Here is an 18,198-nt window from a genome sequence, read left to right as displayed (position 1 = left end):
ATCGACCAGCGCCCGCTTGCCGAAGGCAATAGCGCGCTGGTCGATACGCGGCGGGCCGAACCGGCCAAGGCCATGCAGGAACGCCAGCGCCGCAGCGATCAGGATCGTCAGTGTCAGCGCCAGGAATGGCGGCTCGACCAGAAGCTTGGCCAGATCATACTTCCGCCCCGCGCCGTGCAGCGTCAGATCGAACATCACCGGTCCGTCGTCGGGCTGGAGCAAGGCAATCAGCCCGAGCGCGGCTGCTGCCTTTGCGGGATCCTTGAGGGCGGCGTTGTTGATCAGGTCGGGGTCAGTCAGGATATAGAACGGCTTGTCGTCTAGTTCGGTAAGCACAGCCTTGTCATTGCCGGCTGCGATGAGAGGGTACTTGTCGGCCACCCACTGCAATTCTTCGGGTGCGGCAACCATGTTGCCTTCGATGTCGAGTTGCTTTGCCGTGCTCTGGCCGGCACCGATCTTCGCATCGGCGATGCGGCCAAGCCATTCGTTCACCACCGAACCGGGCAATCGCCCGAATTTCATGTTCCAGCCTTCATGCCCCTGCAGCGGCAGGATCTGCCATTTGGGCAGCACGAAGAGCGTGTTCCGGTCCTGGCGAAGATTGAGGATGTGGTCGAGCGCCTCCGGATCGCTGTCAGGCGAGATGGTGACGATCAGCAGTATATCTCTGGCAAGATCGTCTTCGGTCCGCGCCATCAAGGGCGCTTCGCCGGTGAGCCGCAGCCATTCCGCCAGGCCAGCGTAGCCGACGCCGCTTTTCGACAGCGGCGTGGCGCCGCCATTGCCGGGTTGCCGGAAATCGGGAGCATAGGTGGACAGCAGGAAGAAACCGGCTGCCGCAAGGAGGCTGGCGAAAATCCCCCAAAACAGTGTCTTTCGATTGAACGGCTCCTGTGCCTCGACCGCCGGTGCACTCACGTCCAGGCATCCCGGAAGGCGAAACGTTCATAGGCGCCGCGCGCCTGCCGCCAGCCTTCCGCGCCGACCGGCCGGCGCGCGAACAGCGCCGCCTCGACAATGCGGGCGATCTCGGTAAACGCATGGCGTGCCCTTCCCGGCAGGGAAGGGGCATTGGCGATGTCGCGCGCGGTGAGCGACGGGCGCAGGAAGTCCGGTAGCCGGCCGGCAATATCGGCGACGCTGCGCCGAAGCAAAAGGTGAACCGCCTCGTCGTAGTCGCCGCGTGCGGCCAGCGCATCCGCTTGCGACAGCAGGATCTGCGCGGCGTCGGCGTCGGGGCGCCAGGCTTCTTCGACTTCGACTTCGGGTCGAGCGCGCTGCCACGGCAGCCGCCAGGCGATGCCTTTCACCTCAAGGAAGACCAGAAGCAGGATGATTGCGATGCCCGATATCACCGCCCCCCAGAACAGATAGATCATGTAGGGACCGAGCCACGACAAAAAATCCTGCAGCGGTTTCAGCCACTCGGGCGGCTTCGGCGACACATAGGCCGGCAGGTCGAACTGGATCGACTCATCGGCGATCAGCTGCTTGTGCAGATTGGTCAGCCGTTCGGCTTCCGCTGTGCCTGGCTGTGCCACCGCCACCCGCTCCCCTGCAACCTGTGGTTCCCAGCCGACACTGACAATGCAGCGGAACAATTGCAAGTGGGCTGGACGGCGACCGCCAATCTTGGCAGATTTACCAGCGGGGCCGCCAGCCACATGCGGCGGCGAGGCAGGGGGACGTATCGTGACATCAGTGACACTGGAACGGCCGAACAAATTTCGCATCGGCAGGGTTTTCAACGACAGCTTCGCTGTCATCAGCCGCAATCCGGTGCTTTGCCTCGGATTGGCCATGCTGTTCTCAGGCTTGCCTACGCTTCTTTACCAGCTTTGGATTTGGAAATGGGCGACCAACGTCGAGGCTGGCGTTCCGGAGTTCTCAGTCCAACGAATCACTGCCACGATCGTTGGCGTGTTGGTTTCCATGACACTGTCGGCAATCCTGCAGGCGGCGCTGGTGCGTGCCGCGATCGAGGATCTGAACGGCAAGCGACCATTGATTGGCGATTGCCTCAAGACGGCACTCTCTCTCCTGCTGCCGGTGATAGGCATCGCGGTGCTGGTGAGCCTCGGCGCCGCCGCCGGCGCGATGCTTCTGCTCGTTCCCGGCATCATATTGTGGCTTCGTTGGTCTGTCGCTGTGCCTGTTTTGGTTCAGGAAAGACTGGGGGTCTTCGGCAGCATGAAGCGCAGCCGGGAACTTACCAAAGGAAGCCGCTGGGCTCTGTTCGGATTCTGGATTGTCCTGTTCATAGCTGTGGTGCTGATCCAGGCCGTGCTCAGCCGTGCGATCATGGTCTTTGGCCTAACCACCGGCATATTTCTTGGCGCCCTGGTGACAGCGATCGTATCCATTGTGACGTCGATCGCCCCGGCAGTCAGCTATGTCGAGCTGCGGCAAGTCAAGGAAGGCACCAGCGTCGAAGACTTGGCGGAAATCTTCTCGTAGCGGCAAGGGATTTGCTGCCTTCATCGCGTCAGGATCGGTCTGGACTGGATAGGTAATATCGTGGCGTCAATAACGCTGGACCAGCCCAACACATTTCGTATCGGCAGGGTTTTCGGCGCCAGCTTTGCGGTCATCGGCCGCAATCTCGCGCTCTGCCTCGGGCTTGCCCTGATTTTCTACACCTTGCCCAGATTCGTGTTTGCGCTCTGGTTCTGGAAATCCGTTACGAATATCGAGCATGGCGTTGCGGAATTCTCGGTTCAACGGCTCGTGCTCACGGTCGTTGGCGCGATCGGCTATGTGGTCCTTATGGCTTTCCTGGAGGCGGTGCTGACGCGCGCTGCAATCGAGGATTTGAGCGGCAAGCGGCCGTCGATGCGAGATCGTATGGGGACAGCCTTGGCGCTCCTGCTGCCGGCAATCGGCATTTCGCTGATTGTCAACATCGGCTTCACAGTCGGCCTCGTGCTGCTCATCGTTCCGGGATTGTTGTGGTTGGTTCTCTGGGTTGTAGCGATACCGGTTCTGATACAGGAACGTTTGGGAGTATTCGCGAGTTTGGGCCGTAGCCGCGACCTTTCCAAGGGGAGCCGCTGGCGTCTGCTCGGTCTCTGGTTTCCCCTATTCGTGGCTTCGGTCGCAATCAATTTTGCGTCGGACCGCGTCCTATCTTCCTTAGGCATTACGCTCGGGTTCTTCCTGGACGCCTTGCGGGGCGCAGCCGAGCAAGTCGTATTGTCGATCGCCGCAGCGGTCAGCTATGTCGAATTGCGGCAAGTCAAGGAAGGCACCAGCGTCGAAGACTTGGCGGAAATCTTCTCCTGAGGACGGGTGGAGGCTTTTCACCGACGGCTCGGCTCTCGCGTTGCGCTACTGAGCCGAGCTTGTTCACAAAGCCTGTGTCTGCACCGGCAATGCCGCCGCCAGCCGCTTCGCCCATTCCTCGATGCCGGAGCGGCTCGCGAGCAGGTCCTGCCTGATCTCGATGAGGACCGCGGGAATGCCGCGATCGTCGCCGTGGACGGGTATGGCATAGTCGCCGTCGCGGCTGATCACGTAGGGCTCGTTTGCCGCGGCGTTGAGCCCGCTGTCGGCGCGCAGGCCGGCAAGCACTGCCTGGCCGAAATCGACTGCCCGATCGTAAAGCACGCCGGCGTGCCAGGGCCGCGCAATGCCGAGGAAGACCGGCGTGAAGGAGTGGATCGTCGCGATCCGCGTCGGTCTGCTCTGCTTCGCCCGGTGGTCGAGATGGGCGGCCACGCGGTCATGAAACGGCGCGAACATGACTTCGGCACGCCGGCTTCGTTCCTCCGGATCGAGGCCGACATTGCCGGGGATGTCCGTGTCCTCCGATTGCACCGGAATGCTGCCGCCGGAACCAAGCGGCCGGTTGAGATCGATCAAAAGCCGCGAATAGGAGCTGAGGAAAGCCGGAGCATCGAGCAGCTTCGACAGAGCGCGGGTCACTTCGGCGGCGCCGATATCCCAGGCGATATGGCGCTGCAAATGGCTGCTGCCGAGACCGAGGCATGCATATTCGGCCGGGATGTGATTGGACGCATGCTCGCATATCAGAACGATATCGGAACGCCCCGTTTCGTTGATTGCGTCGACCGCTGGAAGCCAACCTTCCGGTAGGATGGCGCTGGCAAGCGGCTCAGCCATCAATACAGCGTCCGGTAGAGATCGCAGACAGCCACTGGGTCGAGACCGGCGAGGCGCTCGGTCTCATGCCGCTTGAGGCCGACAAAGGTCTCGACGAACACCGGCGCGAACCATGCGGTGACGGTCTTGTCGGCAACGAGTGCGTCGAGTGCCGCAGGCAGCGTTTCCGGCAGCCGCACGAGGCCAAGCTTCTTGCGCTCGGCAACGCTCATCAGCGTCGGGTCGCCCGAGACAAGCGGCGGCGCCGGCAGCTTGGCCTTCAGCCCCTCCAGCCCGGCGCGCACGATCGCCGCCAGCGACAAATAGGGATTGCCGGTGGCGTCGGCTGCCCGGTATTCGATGTTGTACTGCCGCGCCGGATCGCGCCCGCCGATGGTCACCGTCGGGCAGATGCGCAGGCTCGCCTCGCGGTCGCGATCGGCAAGCCAGGTGTAGGACGAGCTCCAGCTATGCGGCCTCAGCCGGTAGTAGGACGACACACTCGCCGCCGTCATGGCGGTGATCGCGGGCAGGTGGCGCAGCACGCCGGCGCAGAACGAAGCGGCACGGCTGGAAAGGCCGCCAGGCTGGGCCGGGTCATAGGTCGCCGGCTTGCCGGCCTCGTCGACGAAACTGAAATGGATGTGGACGCCGTTGCCGACGGCATCCGGCGCGATCTTGGGCGCGAAGCTCGCCCGCCAGCCGGCACATCGCGCGACTTCGCGCGTGATCTCGCGGATGGCGACGGCGCGATCGGCCGCGGCAAGCGCATCGGCCGGCTCGCACGTCACCTCGAACTGGTCGGTGCCGAATTCGGCGATCACCACTTCCGGCGCGACGCCGGCTTCCGCCAGCGCCGCCATCAGATTGGCGGCAAACGGGTCGGCGCGGCGCAGTGCTGCCAACGACATCGAATGAGCCGGCCCAAAGTCGCCCTCGATATGGAATTCATGCTCGAAGGCGGCGATGACGGAAAGCCCGGCCGCTGCCTTCAACTCCGCCAGCGCATCCTTGAGCATGGTCCGCGTACAGCCGACCCACGGGCTGCCGTCGAGTTCGACGATGTTGCCGGCGACCATGTCGAAAGGCGTCGCCGATCCGGTCAGCGCCGTGCGAAACCGCCCGTTGAGATCGGGAATGAGCCGCACATCGCCCGACGAGCCCCACGGATTGGGGTCGACGATCGAGTTGAACGGCGTCAGCGACAGATTGGCCTGCAGCCAGCCGACCCCGGTCGCCGCGATCTTCTGCAGCTTGCTTTCGACGACGGAGCGGCCGCGCGTGATCGCCGAAAGGTCGGTGGTGACGACGGCAACCAGCGGTTCGACGGTCGATGTCATGCAGCTTTTCCCAAGGCTTCGAAACGGCCCGTAACGGTGGCGGTATCAGCGACCCAGCAATAGCCACCGAAGGCTTTTAGCGCGCCGTCATGACGCTCTTGCGAGGCGGCGGCGCAGGCGTCGGATACACAGGTGACGAGGTAGCCGCGATCGGCGGCATCGCGTACCGCCATGTCGACGCACTGGTCGGTCATGATGCCGGCGACGACCAGGTAACGCACGCCGAGGTTTTTCAGGACATAATCGATGTTGGTGGAGTTGAAGACGCCCGACGACGTCTTCGGCAGCATGATCTCGTCGCCGACCGGCGCCAGCGACGGCACCGGCAGTCCCTCCGGCTGGCTCGGCGCGATATGGATCGGCGTCAGCTTGTGGTCGAGCGAGCGGTCGCGGCCGTCTTCGGTCAGGCTCTGGATGATGGTATGGATCACCTCGACGCCGTTGGCCCGCGCCGCCGCCAGAAGGCGCTCCTGGTTGGGGATCGTTTGCGACGCCGTCTGCCGGTAGAAATAGTGATCGGGACCGCGCTCCGGATGCGCCGGATCGGCCCCGGGCTCCAGCCAGACGCGCTGCATGTCGACCAGCAGCAGCGCGGTTTCGCCAGCCCGGAACGGCTCGTTTCGTTTTGGCAGTGATGGCGTCATGCTTGGGGGTCCTGCTTCGCTGATCACGTCTGGCTGATTTAGCTGATTTTGGTCCACGCGTCTGCGTCGCGAACACACTTACTGGGAGTATTCGAAGTCGCTAATTTAAGGTAAGCTTTGTTTTCGGGCGTGGAGACGGGGGTCTCTGTCATGATCGATTGAGCCGAACGCCTACGGCGAAGTGAAGGGCGGATGAAGTGCTTGATAGAGTTCTCTTTTTAGTCATGGGGCGATGTTAAGATGTTAGCCTCCGACCTGACGAAATTTATCGAGCAGGATCATCTGGCTCTGGATGCCTTCGTAAAGGGCGATCCTGAGCCCCTGAAAAACCTCTACTCGCGACAGGACGACGTCATTATTGCCAATCCCTTTGGCCCGCCGGCGAAGGGATGGAGAAAGGCCGCTGAGACGATGGAACGGGCCGCCACCAATTACCGGCACGGCAAGGCCATCGGCTTTGAGCGCATCTCGGAGTATGCGACAGCCGACTTGGGATACATCATCGAGGTCGAGCGGTTCCAGTCCAAGGTCGGTGGTGGCAACAAACTGGTGCCGATTGCGCTTCGAGTCACCACCATATTCCGGCGCGAGGAAGGCGCGTGGAGGATCGTCCTTCGTCATGCCGATCCGATAACCTCGGCACGCCCGTCGACGTCCATTGTCGGGGAGTAGAAGGGTTGCCGGAGAGGTTTTAGGAATTACGGTGACAGTGCACCATTTTTCTTTTCGCCGCCTGCCTCGTTTTCCGGGTTCTCACGGCTTTGCCGATTTGCTCGCCGATACTCTCGGCCCACGGGCGCATTGAAAAACCGCGACATCGGCGACGCGGCAATACTCGATCAGCAGGAACATATAGTCTTCGGACGTGAAAACACTTTGGCTCGCCCGTACGGTGCTGGGGATGCGGCAGACCGGGAACGCGGGCTAGGTGCACCATGCGGCGGAGGCGACATGGTAAAAGTGCACTGTCACCGTAATTCATCCTTAGCGGCCAATTTCCCGCGTCGCATCAACAATCTAGGTCATTTTCGGTTTCGCTTTAGGCAGCGCGGCCAGCAAGAGCTGGTGCTGTTTCTTCTTTCTCCTCGACGTGAGGGCTCACCCATTCGTCGGTTATCACGCGGCTGACCAAGGTGCCCGGCACCGCTTTTCTCAAGGCACGCAGCAAAAAGTATCTAACCCGCTCGGACAGTCAAGAGGTGTGGCAGGCAGGCCATGCGCAGCCAGCCGCAGCGAGCCGCCAAGACGCGCGAAGCACTTCGGCGGTGTAGGACAGCGGCACGCCAGAACGCGCGCAGGCCAGGCGTTGGCTTGACCAATTGTGTTTTGACTATTTGGCTGAACGGGCGCGTAAAATATCAGGTTCGCCCGGTCGGGCAAACTAACTCAGGGAGGATGGTATGAAGATGAATCGACGTAATGCTCTCGCCCTTGGTGCCACCTCGTTGGCGGCCCCGCTATTGGTCGCAAAGCCCATTCCGGTAGCGGCCAAGACCTACGGTCCGACTGATGGCAAAGAGATTTTTCCCGGCGTTCGGCTCGTCGAACTGGGAACACGAGACTCCCATATCAAGGGGTACAAGAAAATTGCCATGGAAGACGTCGTCTACCAGCCAAAGGCAACTAGCCCGCTCGGGGATGTCATGGCCGACGATATGGTCTGCACGGTCACTGAAGGCGAGCTGCAGGTCACGGCCGGAGACATGCAGTTCACGGCCAAGGAGGGTGACGTATGGAGCTGCGGCAAGGGTAGCACGAAGGAGGCTGCTACGAACAACGGAACAGCGGTCGCAGTGATGCGGGTGATTAACCTGAAGGCTGCATAAAGTTACCCACACTCTGGCGACTGCAGACGCTCCAGCCGGCTTCGGCCGGCGGGCTTTTCCGGTGCGCCACGGCCTCGATGACCGGACATTTCTGCCGGCGCGCTGTGGCCAGCGCGGCGGCAGACTGAGGCCTTAGCGCACGGGCGAGCCGCCCTTCAGTGGTGGTGGGCGGAAACGCTCTTGACGTATTCGGACACCAGTTCCCTCGGTGCCGACTGACTGACGTCGCCGACGCTAAGGATGCCGACCATCCGCATATTCTTGTTGATCACCGGCAACCTGCGGATTTTCAGTTCTTCCATGTGCCGTACGGCCTTGGCCAGATCGTCGTCTTCGCGGCAGCAGTGAATGCCGGCCGTCATAACATCGCGCGCCGTTGCGATGCGGCCGTCGAAACCATCTTCTGCCAGTCCGTTGCAGACAATATCACGGTCGGTCACCATTCCGATCAGTCGGTCGTTCTCTCCAATGGGAATCGACCCGATATCCTGGGCTCGCATCATTTTCGCCAGTTCGGTGACAGCGGTTTCGGGGCTGACCCAGTCGACACCCTTATGCATTGCGTCTTTGACTTTCATGGCGGACCTCCCTTGCTGGGTTGGTGAATGTCCCCTGTCCCATTCTAACGCGGACGGGGTTTGGCTGCCAGAGGTCATCATCCAGACCCGCATTTTGCGGTGGTTGTCATGCGGAATTACGGTGACAGTGCACTTTTTACCCATGTCGCTCCCGCCGCATGGTGCACCTTGCCCGCGTTCCCGGTCTGCCGTATCCCCCAGCATCGATAACCGCAACATCGGCGATGCGGCAATATTCGATGAGCGGTCCTTGTGGAACGCATAGTCTTCGGACGTGAAAACACTTTGGCTCGCCTGTACGGTGCTGCGGCAGACCGGGAACGCGGGCAAGGTGCACCATGCGGCGGGGCGAACATGGTAAAAAGTGCACCGTCACCGTAATTCCGGTGCACTATTTTCTTTTCGCCGCCTGGCTCGTTTCCGGGTTTCGCGGCTTTGCCGATTTGTCCGGCGATGCTCTCGGCCCACGGGTGCATCGAAAAACCGCAACATCGGCGACGCGGCAATACTCGATGAGCAGTTCTTGCGGAACATATATTCTTCGGACGTGAAAACACTTTGGCTCGCCCGTACGGCGCTGGGGGTGCGGCAGACCGGGAACGCGGGCAAGGTGCACCATGCTGCTGAGGCGGCGGCATGGCAAAAAGTGCACTGTCACCGTAATTCACTGCCGAAGCAGGAATTGATATAAACCGTGGGAATCGCGAGGCCGCCCTTGCGGGGGTGACGCCGGCGCTGCATCCTGACCAGAAGGCCCGGGGGGACACCGTGAACCTATCGAGCAGCGCAGCGAAAGGGCGAGCCGTCCTGACGCGAACCTGGAACCGAATTCGGTTCTGGTGCAGCTTTCCTTTTGCTCGCCTCGGTTTTTGGCTTCGGGAACGCAAGCGCTACAATGCGATGTTCCCGCGACGCTGGCTGAGTCCTGCCCAGATCATTGACCACGACCTCGAACTTGTAGACGATGATGATGTCGGCAAGCTGGATCGATCGTTGCTGGATTTGCTTGTTGCCAGAAGGGATCATCTTAAGTCGTCAAGTGGGAAATTCACCATTTTAAATATATCACTTTTTACCTTTTTGGTTGCGAACTACTTTCACCTAGGAACCGATGTTAGCGTCTATGGAATTTCTATTAAAAGCTCTCCAGGTGTTGCGGAATCTCTTCTCGCTATATCAAGCACGCTCGGAATATACGCGGCCACCCTCCAGGCCAACATAGCAATCGTCGACGGGGCTATAGCCCACCTTCTCAAGCGGATTTTTCCTCGGGGTATACTCAATGTTATGCAGTCAGCTTTGATTCCAGAGACTGCCATCGGGAAATACTTTCCATCGAATATACCACATCTGGTTTTTACAGGGTTTCATTCGGCTGCTTCCAAATATTTCGTATATTTTTATTTGATGTTGTTGATTGTAATAATAGCATGCGTGTACGCAATAAGTATGCTTCTGATGAAGGAAATATGGATTGCGTCATCTCTTGGAGTTTACAGTAAGATAATCGTTGTCTATGTCTTTATTTGCGGTATTTTTGGCGCAATGTTTCTATTGCTAACCAGGTTTCCTTCTCCATACCGAGATTATTCGGTGCTCCACAAGATGCAAATTGCAGAACAACTATGGCCGGATCAGGCATCGGACCTTCGACAACAGCTTTACGGGGCCAAAATCGAGGACCGGGCCGATTTAGAACGTCGAGGATACATCAAGCCTTACAAGATGCCAGAAGGAGCTTGAATACGATCGGGGCGGCCCCGTCTTGCCACAAGAGCCTGCCTACGATCCGTCACTCCATACCGGAATACGATTGATTCCCAGCCGGCGGATACGAAGGCCGACAGCCTCGCGCTTGGTCGCGGAAAATGGCTCCACTTCCAGCCTGCCGTGATCCTTGCCGTCTTCGCATTTTCATTCGGTAAGCCAGCGAGTCGATGTCCACATCGCCAAAAATCTGGATCAGATCATCGGGGAAATAATTGTAGAGCTCTTGCAGTAGCCGCAGCGGATGCGGACCAGCCGCCTGCCGTCGTTCAAATTGGATAGCGGCTAACAGTGTGGCGTGTCGCGGCACGAAATTGCAGGAAACGAAAAATCCCGATCGCCATAAGTCTCTGATTTGCCTTGTTGGCTGGGGAACCTGGATTCGAACCAGGACTAACGGAGTCAGAGTCCGTGGGTCTACCGTTAACCTATTCCCCAGCAGGCGCGGTTGTTGAAAACCGCGCGGGCAGGGCGGCGATGTCGCCGCGCGTGCCTTGTAGCCGCCGCCGGAAAATAGTCAACCCTGTGTCTGGGTTCAATCGTCGGCTTCCGGCGCTTCAACTCTCGCTGCGGCTATATTGCGAGTGCTCGAAGAACAGCACCACGCCGAGCGCGATCAGCAGCGGGATGATCAGGTAGAACAGCCGGAACACCAGCAGCGCCGCCAGCACGCCGACCTGGTCCATATGCGACAAGCCCGCAAGGAACACCACCTCGAAGACGCCCAGCCCGCCCGGCGCATGCGAGATCTGCGCGATCGAGAACGACACCAGGAACACGCCGAGCACGACGAAATAGCCGGGATTGCCTGATACGGGCAGGGCGAAGAAGATGATCGCCGCCGCCGCCAGCAGCTCGATCGGGCCGACCAGCAGTTGCCGCGCCACGATCGGCAGCGCCGGATAATGCAGCTGAAAGCTGCCGATCCTGAGTGGTCTCAGATGCAGCCAACTGCCGAATATGTAGGCCGCCACCACGAGCAGCATGGCGAACCCACCTGCTTGCGCCAGTCGGTGATGCGGTATGCCGGAAAACCGGTCGATCACCTCGGGCTCGAGCAGCAGGACGATGCTTGAGACGAACAGCGTCGACAGCACGAAGGTGATCCAACAGATCGCCACCAGAATGCCGACATCCTGCCCGGTCAGGCCCCTGGTGCCGTAGGCGCGGTAGCGGATCACCGCACCGGAAAACACCGAGCCGCCGATATTGTGCGACAGCGCGTAGGTGGTGAACGAGCAGAAGGTGACGAACAGCCACGATACTTTCTTGCCGATGTGCAGCAACGCGATGTGGTCGTATCCGGCGAGCGAGGCATAGGCGATGACCGAACTCAGCGCCGCCAGCACCCAGCCGCGCGCCGGAATGGCGATTATGCCGGCCCAGACGTCGTCAAGCGAGATGCCGCGCAATTCGTGCAGCAGCAGCCACAGCGAGAACACCACCGCGGCGAAGCCGATCACGGGCCAGAAATAGCGCCTCCAGTTCATGGCATGACGATCATGCGTTGCAGCCCGTACCGTTTTCCGGTTCGCAGCAGGCAAACCGCCCGCGTTGCCGAATGATTTACCCTCCATTTCAGAAATGCCTCATTGAAGCCGGCTATTCAACCGGGAAGGCGCGTTGTGGCGCTCGCGCCTTCCCTTCTCCCAAGGGGACAAGGGCTCACCGACGTCGCCGCCTTCACGCCGCCGGCAAAATTCGCCGCGAGCGCTCTTGGTGATCCGGCCGTGCGCTGATAGTCTGGCGGCAACTTGAACATGTAAAAGCGCCTGCTGCGTCCGGTCTCCGGTTCGCGCGGCGCCGGAAGGAACGACAGTGGAAGACCACGAAGCCGGCGCTGGCGCGCCGGAAGTGGGCGTGTCCAGGGGTTCGCCGACGCCGTCCGGCCAGGCAAGCCCATCCACCGGACGCTACGGCCGTCAGGTGCAACCCTGGTCCGGCAATGGACAGGCTGGCGACACGTCCCACGATTACAAGGGTCAGAACGGCCCGCATCAGAACGGCAAACCCAAGAAACGGCGCAAGCGCCGGCGCGGGCGCAAGGTTTTCGCACGCGACGAGGCTCGTCCGGTGATATCAGGCACTTCGGTGCCCGTCGCCAACGAGGCCCCGGCCGCGCGCCTACCCCAGCCAGCGGCTTCGATCGCTTCCCCGTCTTCGCTCGCGCAATTGCCTCCAGCCTCGCCAAGGCCGGAGCAAGGTGCCCGCACATCGCCGCCGCTGCAGGAATTGCCGGTGTTTGCCGCGCTCGATCTCGGCACCAACAATTGCCGCCTGCTGGTCGCGGTGCCGACGCGCCATGGCCAGTTCCGCGTTATCGATGCCTTCTCGCGCATCGTCAGGCTGGGCGAGGGCCTTACCGCCAATGGCCGGCTCGGCGACGCCGCAATGGACCGCGCGATCGAGGCGCTGAAGATCTGCGGTGACAAATTGCGCAACCGCAAGGTCAGGAAGGCAAGGCTGATCGCCACCGAGGCCTGCCGGACCGCCGCCAACGGCGTCGAGTTCCTCGAGCGCGTCGAGCGCGAGGCCGGCCTGCGGCTCGAGATCATCGACCGCCAGACCGAGGCGCGGCTGGCGGTGTCGGGCTGCGGCTCGCTGGTCGAGCGCGACACGCAAGGCGTCGTGCTGTTCGACATCGGCGGCGGCTCGTCCGAAATCGCGCTGATCGACCTCACCGGCCACCGCTCGCCAAGGCTCGCCAACCACATCGTCTCGTGGACCTCGCTGCCGGTCGGCGTCGTTTCGCTGGCCGAGCGTTTTGGCGGCCGCACGGTGACGCGCGAGATCTTTGGCGCCATGGTCGACGATGTCGCAGTGCGGCTGCGCGCCTTCGACGGGCGCGACCGGCTGAGCCACCTCCTGTCCAGCCCGAAATTCCATTTGCTCGGCACCTCGGGCACGGTGACGACGCTGGCCGGCGTCCATCTCGATCTCGAACGCTATGACCGCCGCCGCGTCGACGGGCTGTGGATGGATCGCGACAGCGTCGACCGCATGGTCGAAAAACTGGTCGGCTGGGATTTCCAGCAACGCGTCGCCAACCCTTGCATCGGCGCCGACCGCGCCGACCTGGTTCTGGCCGGCTGCGCCATATTGGAGGCGATCCGCGCCGTCTGGCCGTCGGAGCGGCTGCGTGTCGCCGACCGCGGCCTGCGCGAGGGCATATTGAGCGAATTGATGGCCGATGACGGCGTCTGGCGGCGAGGCCGGCAATGACCAAGAAACCGGAAAGACCGAGCTCCGCCGGCCTTCGCGTGCTGAAGACGAAGATCAAGAAGAAAAGCGGCTTGAAGGAATCGTCGCGCCGCTGGTTGCAGCGCCACATCAACGATCCCTATGTCCAGCGCTCGAAGGCCGACGGCTATCGTTCGCGCGCCGCCTACAAGCTGATCGAGATCGACGACAAGCACCATCTGCTCAAGCCAGGCATGAAGGTGATCGACCTTGGTGCGGCGCCCGGCGGCTGGTGCCAGGTCGCCGCCGCGCGTACCAAGTCGACCGCGGAACACCCTAACGTCGTCGGCATCGACTATCTCGAGATGGACGCCGTGCCGGGCGCGCCGGTGCTGCTGATGGATTTCCTCGATCCGCAGGCACCCGAAAAGCTGGCCGAGACGCTGGGCGGCCAGCCCGACATCGTGCTCTCCGACATGGCCGCACCGACCACCGGCCACAAACGGACCGACCACATCCGCACCATGCATCTTTGCGAGGTGGCGGCCGATTTCGCGCTGTCGGTATTGAAGCCTGGCGGACATTTCCTCGCCAAGACGTTTCAGGGCGGCGCCGAAAACGAATTGCTGGCCAGGCTGAAACGGAATTTCCGCTCGGTCCATCACGTCAAGCCGCCGGCCTCGCGCGACGAATCGGTGGAGCTGTATTTGCTGGCAAAGGATTTTAAGGGCGGAAACGGCACAGCGTAAAAGTCGCTCTGTAGCGATCCTTCGCCCCCTCTGTCCTGCCGGACATCTCCCCCTCAGGGGGGAAATCGGATGTCATCGCGGCCTTCGCAAACCTTCGACCGTGAAGAGTGAGTGCAGTGCCGAAACTGCCAATCTCCCTCCTTGAGGGGGAGATGGCCGGCAGGCCAGAGGGGGGTGCCGTCCCGTCGGCGCTGGAGGGCGCCACTCCTCAACTCCCCGGCGGGCTCACCGGCTCCAGCGTCTTCGGCGGTGTCAGCCGGCCATGTCCAGACACGGCATTGCCGGCGTCCGGCGCTAGCCGCATGAACGACAGCGAGGCTGCCGCCGACACCGCCGCCACGATGAAGAAGGCGGTGTGGAAGTCGCTCAGCGTTAGCGGGCCGCCATGGATCTTGGTCGACACTTCCAGGATGCCGCCGGCCAGCGCCACGCCGAGTGCGATCGCCAACTGCTGGAACACCGCCGTGATCGGCGTGGCCTTGCTGGTGTCGGCGGCCGAAATCTCGGCGTAGGCAAGCGCATTGATGCCGGTGAAGAACATCGACCGGATGAAGCCCCCGGCGAGCAGCATGGCGAGGATCAGCCCATAGGGCGTGTCGGGTGTGAACAGGCCGTTGATGGCGATTGACGCGGCAGCGATGAGCGAGCCTGAAATCAGCACCCGGCGGAAGCCAGCGACCCTGAAGATCAGCGCGGTGACGAATTTCATGCCTATGGCGCCGATTGCCGAGACGAAGGTGATCATGCCGGACTGGAATGGCGTCAGCCCGAAACCGATCTGGAACATCAGCGGCAAAAGGAAAGGTACGGCACCAATGCCGATGCGGAACAGTCCGCCGCCGAGCACCGACGAGCGGAACACCCGATTGCGAAACAGCTCGAGCGCCAGCAGCGGATTCTTGGCGCGGCGCGCGTGCAGCAGGTAAAGCACCGCCGATGCCAGCCCGACGGCAACGGTGATAAAGCCGGCAACTGGCGGCAGAGCCGGCAGGCTGACCACCGATAGGCCGAACACAATGCCCGATGCCGCCAGCCCGCTCAGCACGAAACCGATGAGATCGAGCGGCGGCGTCTGCGTGGCGTCGGTCTTCGGCAGGAAACGCGTGGCCAGCCAGATGCCGATCAGCCCGATCGGCACATTGATCAGAAAAATCCAGTGCCAGGAAAAATAGGTCGTGATGAAGCCGCCAACCGGCGGGCCGACCAAGGGGCCGACCAGAGCCGGGACAGTCAGCCACGACATGGCGGCAACGAGCTCGCTTTTCGGCGTCGCGCGTACCAGCACCAGGCGTCCGACCGGCGTCATCATGGCGCCGCCAATGCCTTGCAGGAAACGTGACACCACGAAAGCCGGCAGCGAATTGGAAATGGCGCACGCGACCGAACCGACGATGAACACGGCGATCGCGGCGCGGAAGACATTCTTGGCGCCGAAGCGGTCGGCCATCCAGCCGCTTATCGGAATGAAGATCGCCAGCGATACCAGATAGGCGGTCAGCGCCAGCTTGAGCGCGATCGGGCTGGTGTGGATGTCGATGGCGATCGCCGGCAACGATGTCGCAATGACGGTCGAATCCATGTTTTCCATGAATAGAGCGACCGCCAGGATAAGCGGAATGGTGCGGTTCACGATGGATCCGGCCTTGAAATGTGCGTCGCGATTGCTTGCCGGCCCTGGGGGCCAAACCGACAGGTAGGGCGGTTATCATGGCTTGACCCGGATGTCGCATTAATTTGCTGTCACGTTTGTGCGACCGCAAGTGCCGCGGCCCCTGGGGCAAAATACAGCTTCGCCACTACACAACCATCGGCTTTTCAACGGCGATCGGACGTGTTACGAGCCAGCGCCAATCCTGAAAGGGAAGAAGACGAGTCGGCGCTGTCCATCCAGGGCGAGCGCCTTTCCTGCATTCCGAGGGCTGGCCATGGCAAAAATCATCGAGACGTCCACCGGCGCATTGGCGCTGACCTTTGACGACGTGCTGCTGCAGCCGGGTCATTCCGAGGTCATGCCCGGCGAGACCGACATCCGCACCCGCATCGCAGGTGACATCGACCTCAACGTGCCGATCCTGTCGGCCGCCATGGACACGGTCACCGAGGCGCGACTCGCCATCGCCATGGCCCAGGCCGGCGGCATAGGCGTCATCCACCGCAATTTCTCGCCGGCCGAACAGGCCGAGCAGGTGCGGCAGGTGAAGAAGTTCGAGTCCGGCATGGTGGTCAACCCGGTCACCATCGGTCCCGAGGCGACGCTTGCCGATGCGCTGGGTCTGATGCGCACCTACAGCATTTCGGGCATTCCGGTGGTCGAGAACGGCGGCACCGGCGGCCACACGGTCGGCCGGCTCGTCGGCATCCTGACTAACCGCGACGTCCGCTTCGCGTCCGATCCGGCGCAAAAGGTCTATGAGCTGATGACCCGCGAGAACCTGATCACGGTCAAGGAGAACGTCGATCAGGACGAGGCCAAGCGGCTGCTCCACCAGCACCGCATCGAGAAGCTTGTTGTGGTCGATCGGGACGGCAATTGCGTCGGGCTGATCACGGTCAAGGACATCGAGAAGTCGCAGCTCAACCCGCACGCCACCAAGGATGCGCAGGGGCGGTTGCGCGCCGCCGCCGCCACCAGCGTCGGCGATGACGGTTTCGAACGGGCCGAGCGCCTCATCGACGCCGGCGTCGACCTTCTCGTGATCGACACCGCGCACGGTCATTCGCAGCGCGTTCTGGATGCGGTGACGCGGGCCAAGAAACTGTCCAACTCGGTTCGCATCCTGGCCGGCAACGTCGCCACCGCGGAAGGCACCTTGGCGCTGATCGATGCCGGCGCCGACGCGGTCAAGGTCGGCATCGGACCAGGCTCCATCTGCACCACCCGTATCGTCGCCGGCGTCGGCGTGCCGCAGCTCTCGGCGATCATGTCGGCGGTCGAGACGGCGCAGAAATCCGGCGTTTCGGTCATTGCCGATGGCGGCATCAAATATTCGGGCGATCTCGCCAAGGCACTGGCCGCCGGCGCCAGCGCGGCGATGATCGGCTCGCTGCTGGCCGGCACGGACGAGAGCCCGGGCGAGGTCTATCTGCACCAGGGCCGCTCCTTCAAAGCCTATCGCGGCATGGGCTCGGTCGGCGCGATGGCGCGCGGCTCCGCCGATCGTTATTTCCAGGCCGAGGTGCGCGACACGCTGAAACTGGTCCCGGAAGGCATCGAAGGGCAGGTGCCGTACAAAGGACCTGTGTCTGGCGTGCTGCACCAGCTTGCAGGCGGCCTGAAAGCCGCTATGGGTTATGTCGGTGGCCGCGACCTTGCCGATTTCCGCGAGCGCGCCACTTTTGTGCGGATATCCAATGCCGGACTTCGTGAAAGCCACGCCCATGACGTCACGATTACCCGCGAAAGCCCGAATTATCCTGGCGGAGCCTGACCGTCATGCGCTTTGGCGCAATCTGGCGGCAATGATCCTGCGGCTGTCGCGCCACGCGGCCGCACTCTGTGTCGCCACCGTGGCGGTTTTCATCATCATGACTGCGATGGAGTTCCTCTATTTTCGCCAATTGAGCGGCGGTCTGCCGTCGCTCGACATGCGCTATGCCGGTTTCACCCCGGATGAGGGCATGGCCTGGCTAACAGCCCTCGGCCGGCGCGGCAGCGAAATTATTCTCGTCTGGCATTACCTGACCTTCGACCTGCTTTTTCCGGCGCTGCTATCGCTGACGATGGTCAGCCTGATTCTGGCCACGGGCCGGCGGCTGAAGAATTTCCGTGCACTGCCTGCGCAAACCCAGTCGATATTCGCGGTTGTGCTGGTGCTGCCCTACCTGCTTACTGACTATGCCCAGAATATCGCCGTGGCTCGTCTTTTGTCCGATTTTCTGTCGGCCAATCCGGATTCACTATCCTTCGCCTCGGCGCTGATCGTCACCAAATTCGCCCTACTGGCGATACCAGTGACTGTCATTGCGGCTTTCACTCTGATGGCTCAGAAACGGCCTTGAAGGCTGGGTGA

The 18,198-nt window shown here is 61.9% G+C and carries 18 protein-coding genes and 1 tRNA gene; 9 read left to right on the top strand and 10 right to left on the bottom strand.

Annotated features, from left to right (window positions below):
- Together NKH16_RS04100 and NKH16_RS04095 are read right to left on the bottom strand one after the other, a co-directional pair.
- The coding region (locus NKH16_RS04100; RefSeq protein ID WP_352898424.1) for a DUF4350 domain-containing protein at positions 1–921 on the bottom strand (921 nt) is incomplete at its 3' end.
- On the bottom strand, positions 918–1,544 hold the full coding sequence (locus tag NKH16_RS04095; RefSeq protein ID WP_352898421.1) for a DUF4129 domain-containing protein: 627 nt from the start codon (positions 1,542–1,544) through the stop codon (positions 918–920). The genes NKH16_RS04095 and NKH16_RS04100, both read right to left, overlap by 4 nt.
- A gap of 46 nt (positions 1,545–1,590) precedes the next feature.
- Here NKH16_RS04095 and NKH16_RS04090 point away from each other — a divergent pair, with 46 nt between their 5' ends.
- Complete coding sequence (locus NKH16_RS04090; protein WP_352898418.1) at positions 1,591–2,460, top strand: hypothetical protein; 870 nt, start codon at positions 1,591–1,593, stop codon at positions 2,458–2,460.
- A 66-nt stretch (positions 2,461–2,526) separates the two neighbouring features.
- Here NKH16_RS04090 and NKH16_RS04085 read toward each other — a convergent pair whose 3' ends face one another.
- Positions 2,527–2,724: a hypothetical protein gene (locus NKH16_RS04085; RefSeq protein WP_352590448.1), complete on the bottom strand. Its 198-nt coding sequence runs from the start codon at positions 2,722–2,724 to the stop codon at positions 2,527–2,529.
- Positions 2,725–2,730: 6 nt separating this feature from the next.
- On the opposite strand from NKH16_RS04085, the gene NKH16_RS04080 reads away from it, so the two are divergent.
- Positions 2,731–3,285, top strand: coding sequence for a hypothetical protein (locus NKH16_RS04080; RefSeq protein ID WP_352821294.1), 555 nt, complete (start codon positions 2,731–2,733; stop codon positions 3,283–3,285).
- Between the two features lie 63 nt (positions 3,286–3,348).
- Here NKH16_RS04080 and NKH16_RS04075 read toward each other — a convergent pair whose 3' ends face one another.
- From NKH16_RS04075 to NKH16_RS04065, 3 genes are read right to left on the bottom strand one after another with little or no spacing between them, the layout of a single operon-like run.
- Positions 3,349–4,125 carry an N-formylglutamate amidohydrolase gene (locus NKH16_RS04075; RefSeq protein WP_352745975.1) on the bottom strand — a complete coding sequence of 259 codons (777 nt, stop codon included), beginning with the start codon at positions 4,123–4,125 and terminating at the stop codon, positions 3,349–3,351.
- Positions 4,125–5,444 carry a type I glutamate--ammonia ligase gene (locus tag NKH16_RS04070; RefSeq protein ID WP_352745973.1) on the bottom strand — a complete coding sequence of 440 codons (1,320 nt, stop codon included), beginning with the start codon at positions 5,442–5,444 and terminating at the stop codon, positions 4,125–4,127. The genes NKH16_RS04075 and NKH16_RS04070 overlap by 1 nt, the downstream gene beginning before the upstream one ends.
- A complete protein-coding gene (locus tag NKH16_RS04065) occupies positions 5,441–6,088 on the bottom strand; it encodes a cysteine hydrolase family protein (RefSeq protein ID WP_352745971.1) in 648 nt (215 codons plus the stop codon). Before NKH16_RS04065 ends, NKH16_RS04070 begins: the two co-directional genes overlap by 4 nt.
- A gap of 240 nt (positions 6,089–6,328) precedes the next feature.
- Here NKH16_RS04065 and NKH16_RS04060 point away from each other — a divergent pair, with 240 nt between their 5' ends.
- Together NKH16_RS04060 and NKH16_RS04055 are read left to right on the top strand one after the other, a co-directional pair.
- Positions 6,329–6,760, top strand: coding sequence for a YybH family protein (locus NKH16_RS04060; protein WP_352745968.1), 432 nt, complete (start codon positions 6,329–6,331; stop codon positions 6,758–6,760).
- A gap of 728 nt (positions 6,761–7,488) precedes the next feature.
- Positions 7,489–7,914, top strand: a complete 426-nt coding sequence (locus tag NKH16_RS04055; RefSeq protein ID WP_023674443.1) for a hypothetical protein — start codon at positions 7,489–7,491, stop codon at positions 7,912–7,914.
- Positions 7,915–8,069: 155 nt separating this feature from the next.
- Here NKH16_RS04055 and NKH16_RS04050 read toward each other — a convergent pair whose 3' ends face one another.
- Complete coding sequence (locus NKH16_RS04050) at positions 8,070–8,492, bottom strand: CBS domain-containing protein (RefSeq protein WP_023674444.1); 423 nt, start codon at positions 8,490–8,492, stop codon at positions 8,070–8,072.
- A gap of 768 nt (positions 8,493–9,260) precedes the next feature.
- Between NKH16_RS04050 and NKH16_RS04045 the strand changes: the two genes are divergently transcribed.
- Positions 9,261–10,235, top strand: a complete 975-nt coding sequence (locus tag NKH16_RS04045) for a hypothetical protein (RefSeq protein ID WP_352449259.1) — start codon at positions 9,261–9,263, stop codon at positions 10,233–10,235.
- Positions 10,236–10,623: 388 nt separating this feature from the next.
- Here the strand turns inward: NKH16_RS04045 and NKH16_RS04040 are convergent.
- Positions 10,624–10,697, bottom strand: a tRNA-Gln gene (locus tag NKH16_RS04040).
- A gap of 119 nt (positions 10,698–10,816) precedes the next feature.
- Complete coding sequence (locus tag NKH16_RS04035; protein ID WP_352745965.1) at positions 10,817–11,749, bottom strand: lysylphosphatidylglycerol synthase domain-containing protein; 933 nt, start codon at positions 11,747–11,749, stop codon at positions 10,817–10,819.
- A 328-nt stretch (positions 11,750–12,077) separates the two neighbouring features.
- Between NKH16_RS04035 and NKH16_RS04030 the strand changes: the two genes are divergently transcribed.
- Together NKH16_RS04030 and NKH16_RS04025 are read left to right on the top strand one after the other, a co-directional pair.
- Positions 12,078–13,481 carry a Ppx/GppA phosphatase family protein gene (locus NKH16_RS04030; RefSeq protein ID WP_352745964.1) on the top strand — a complete coding sequence of 468 codons (1,404 nt, stop codon included), beginning with the start codon at positions 12,078–12,080 and terminating at the stop codon, positions 13,479–13,481.
- Positions 13,478–14,188 carry an RlmE family RNA methyltransferase gene (locus tag NKH16_RS04025; RefSeq protein ID WP_352745962.1) on the top strand — a complete coding sequence of 237 codons (711 nt, stop codon included), beginning with the start codon at positions 13,478–13,480 and terminating at the stop codon, positions 14,186–14,188. Before NKH16_RS04030 ends, NKH16_RS04025 begins: the two co-directional genes overlap by 4 nt.
- A gap of 208 nt (positions 14,189–14,396) precedes the next feature.
- On the opposite strand, the gene NKH16_RS04020 is transcribed toward NKH16_RS04025, so the two are convergent.
- Positions 14,397–15,818 (bottom strand): MFS transporter, encoded by a 1,422-nt coding sequence (locus NKH16_RS04020; RefSeq protein WP_352745960.1) that lies wholly within the window; start codon positions 15,816–15,818, stop codon positions 14,397–14,399.
- 295 nt (positions 15,819–16,113) lie between these two features.
- On the opposite strand from NKH16_RS04020, the gene guaB reads away from it, so the two are divergent.
- Positions 16,114–17,616, top strand: coding sequence for an IMP dehydrogenase (gene guaB, locus NKH16_RS04015; protein WP_352458563.1), 1,503 nt, complete (start codon positions 16,114–16,116; stop codon positions 17,614–17,616).
- A gap of 31 nt (positions 17,617–17,647) precedes the next feature.
- Positions 17,648–18,187: a hypothetical protein gene (locus tag NKH16_RS04010; protein WP_352745995.1), complete on the top strand. Its 540-nt coding sequence runs from the start codon at positions 17,648–17,650 to the stop codon at positions 18,185–18,187.
- Positions 18,188–18,198 lie beyond the last annotated feature (11 nt).

It is taken from the genome of Mesorhizobium sp. M1307, from assembly GCF_040318155.1.
In the GTDB taxonomy this organism is placed as follows: Bacteria; Pseudomonadota; Alphaproteobacteria; order Rhizobiales; family Rhizobiaceae; genus Mesorhizobium.
This window is presented reverse-complemented; position numbering and strand designations above follow the sequence as displayed.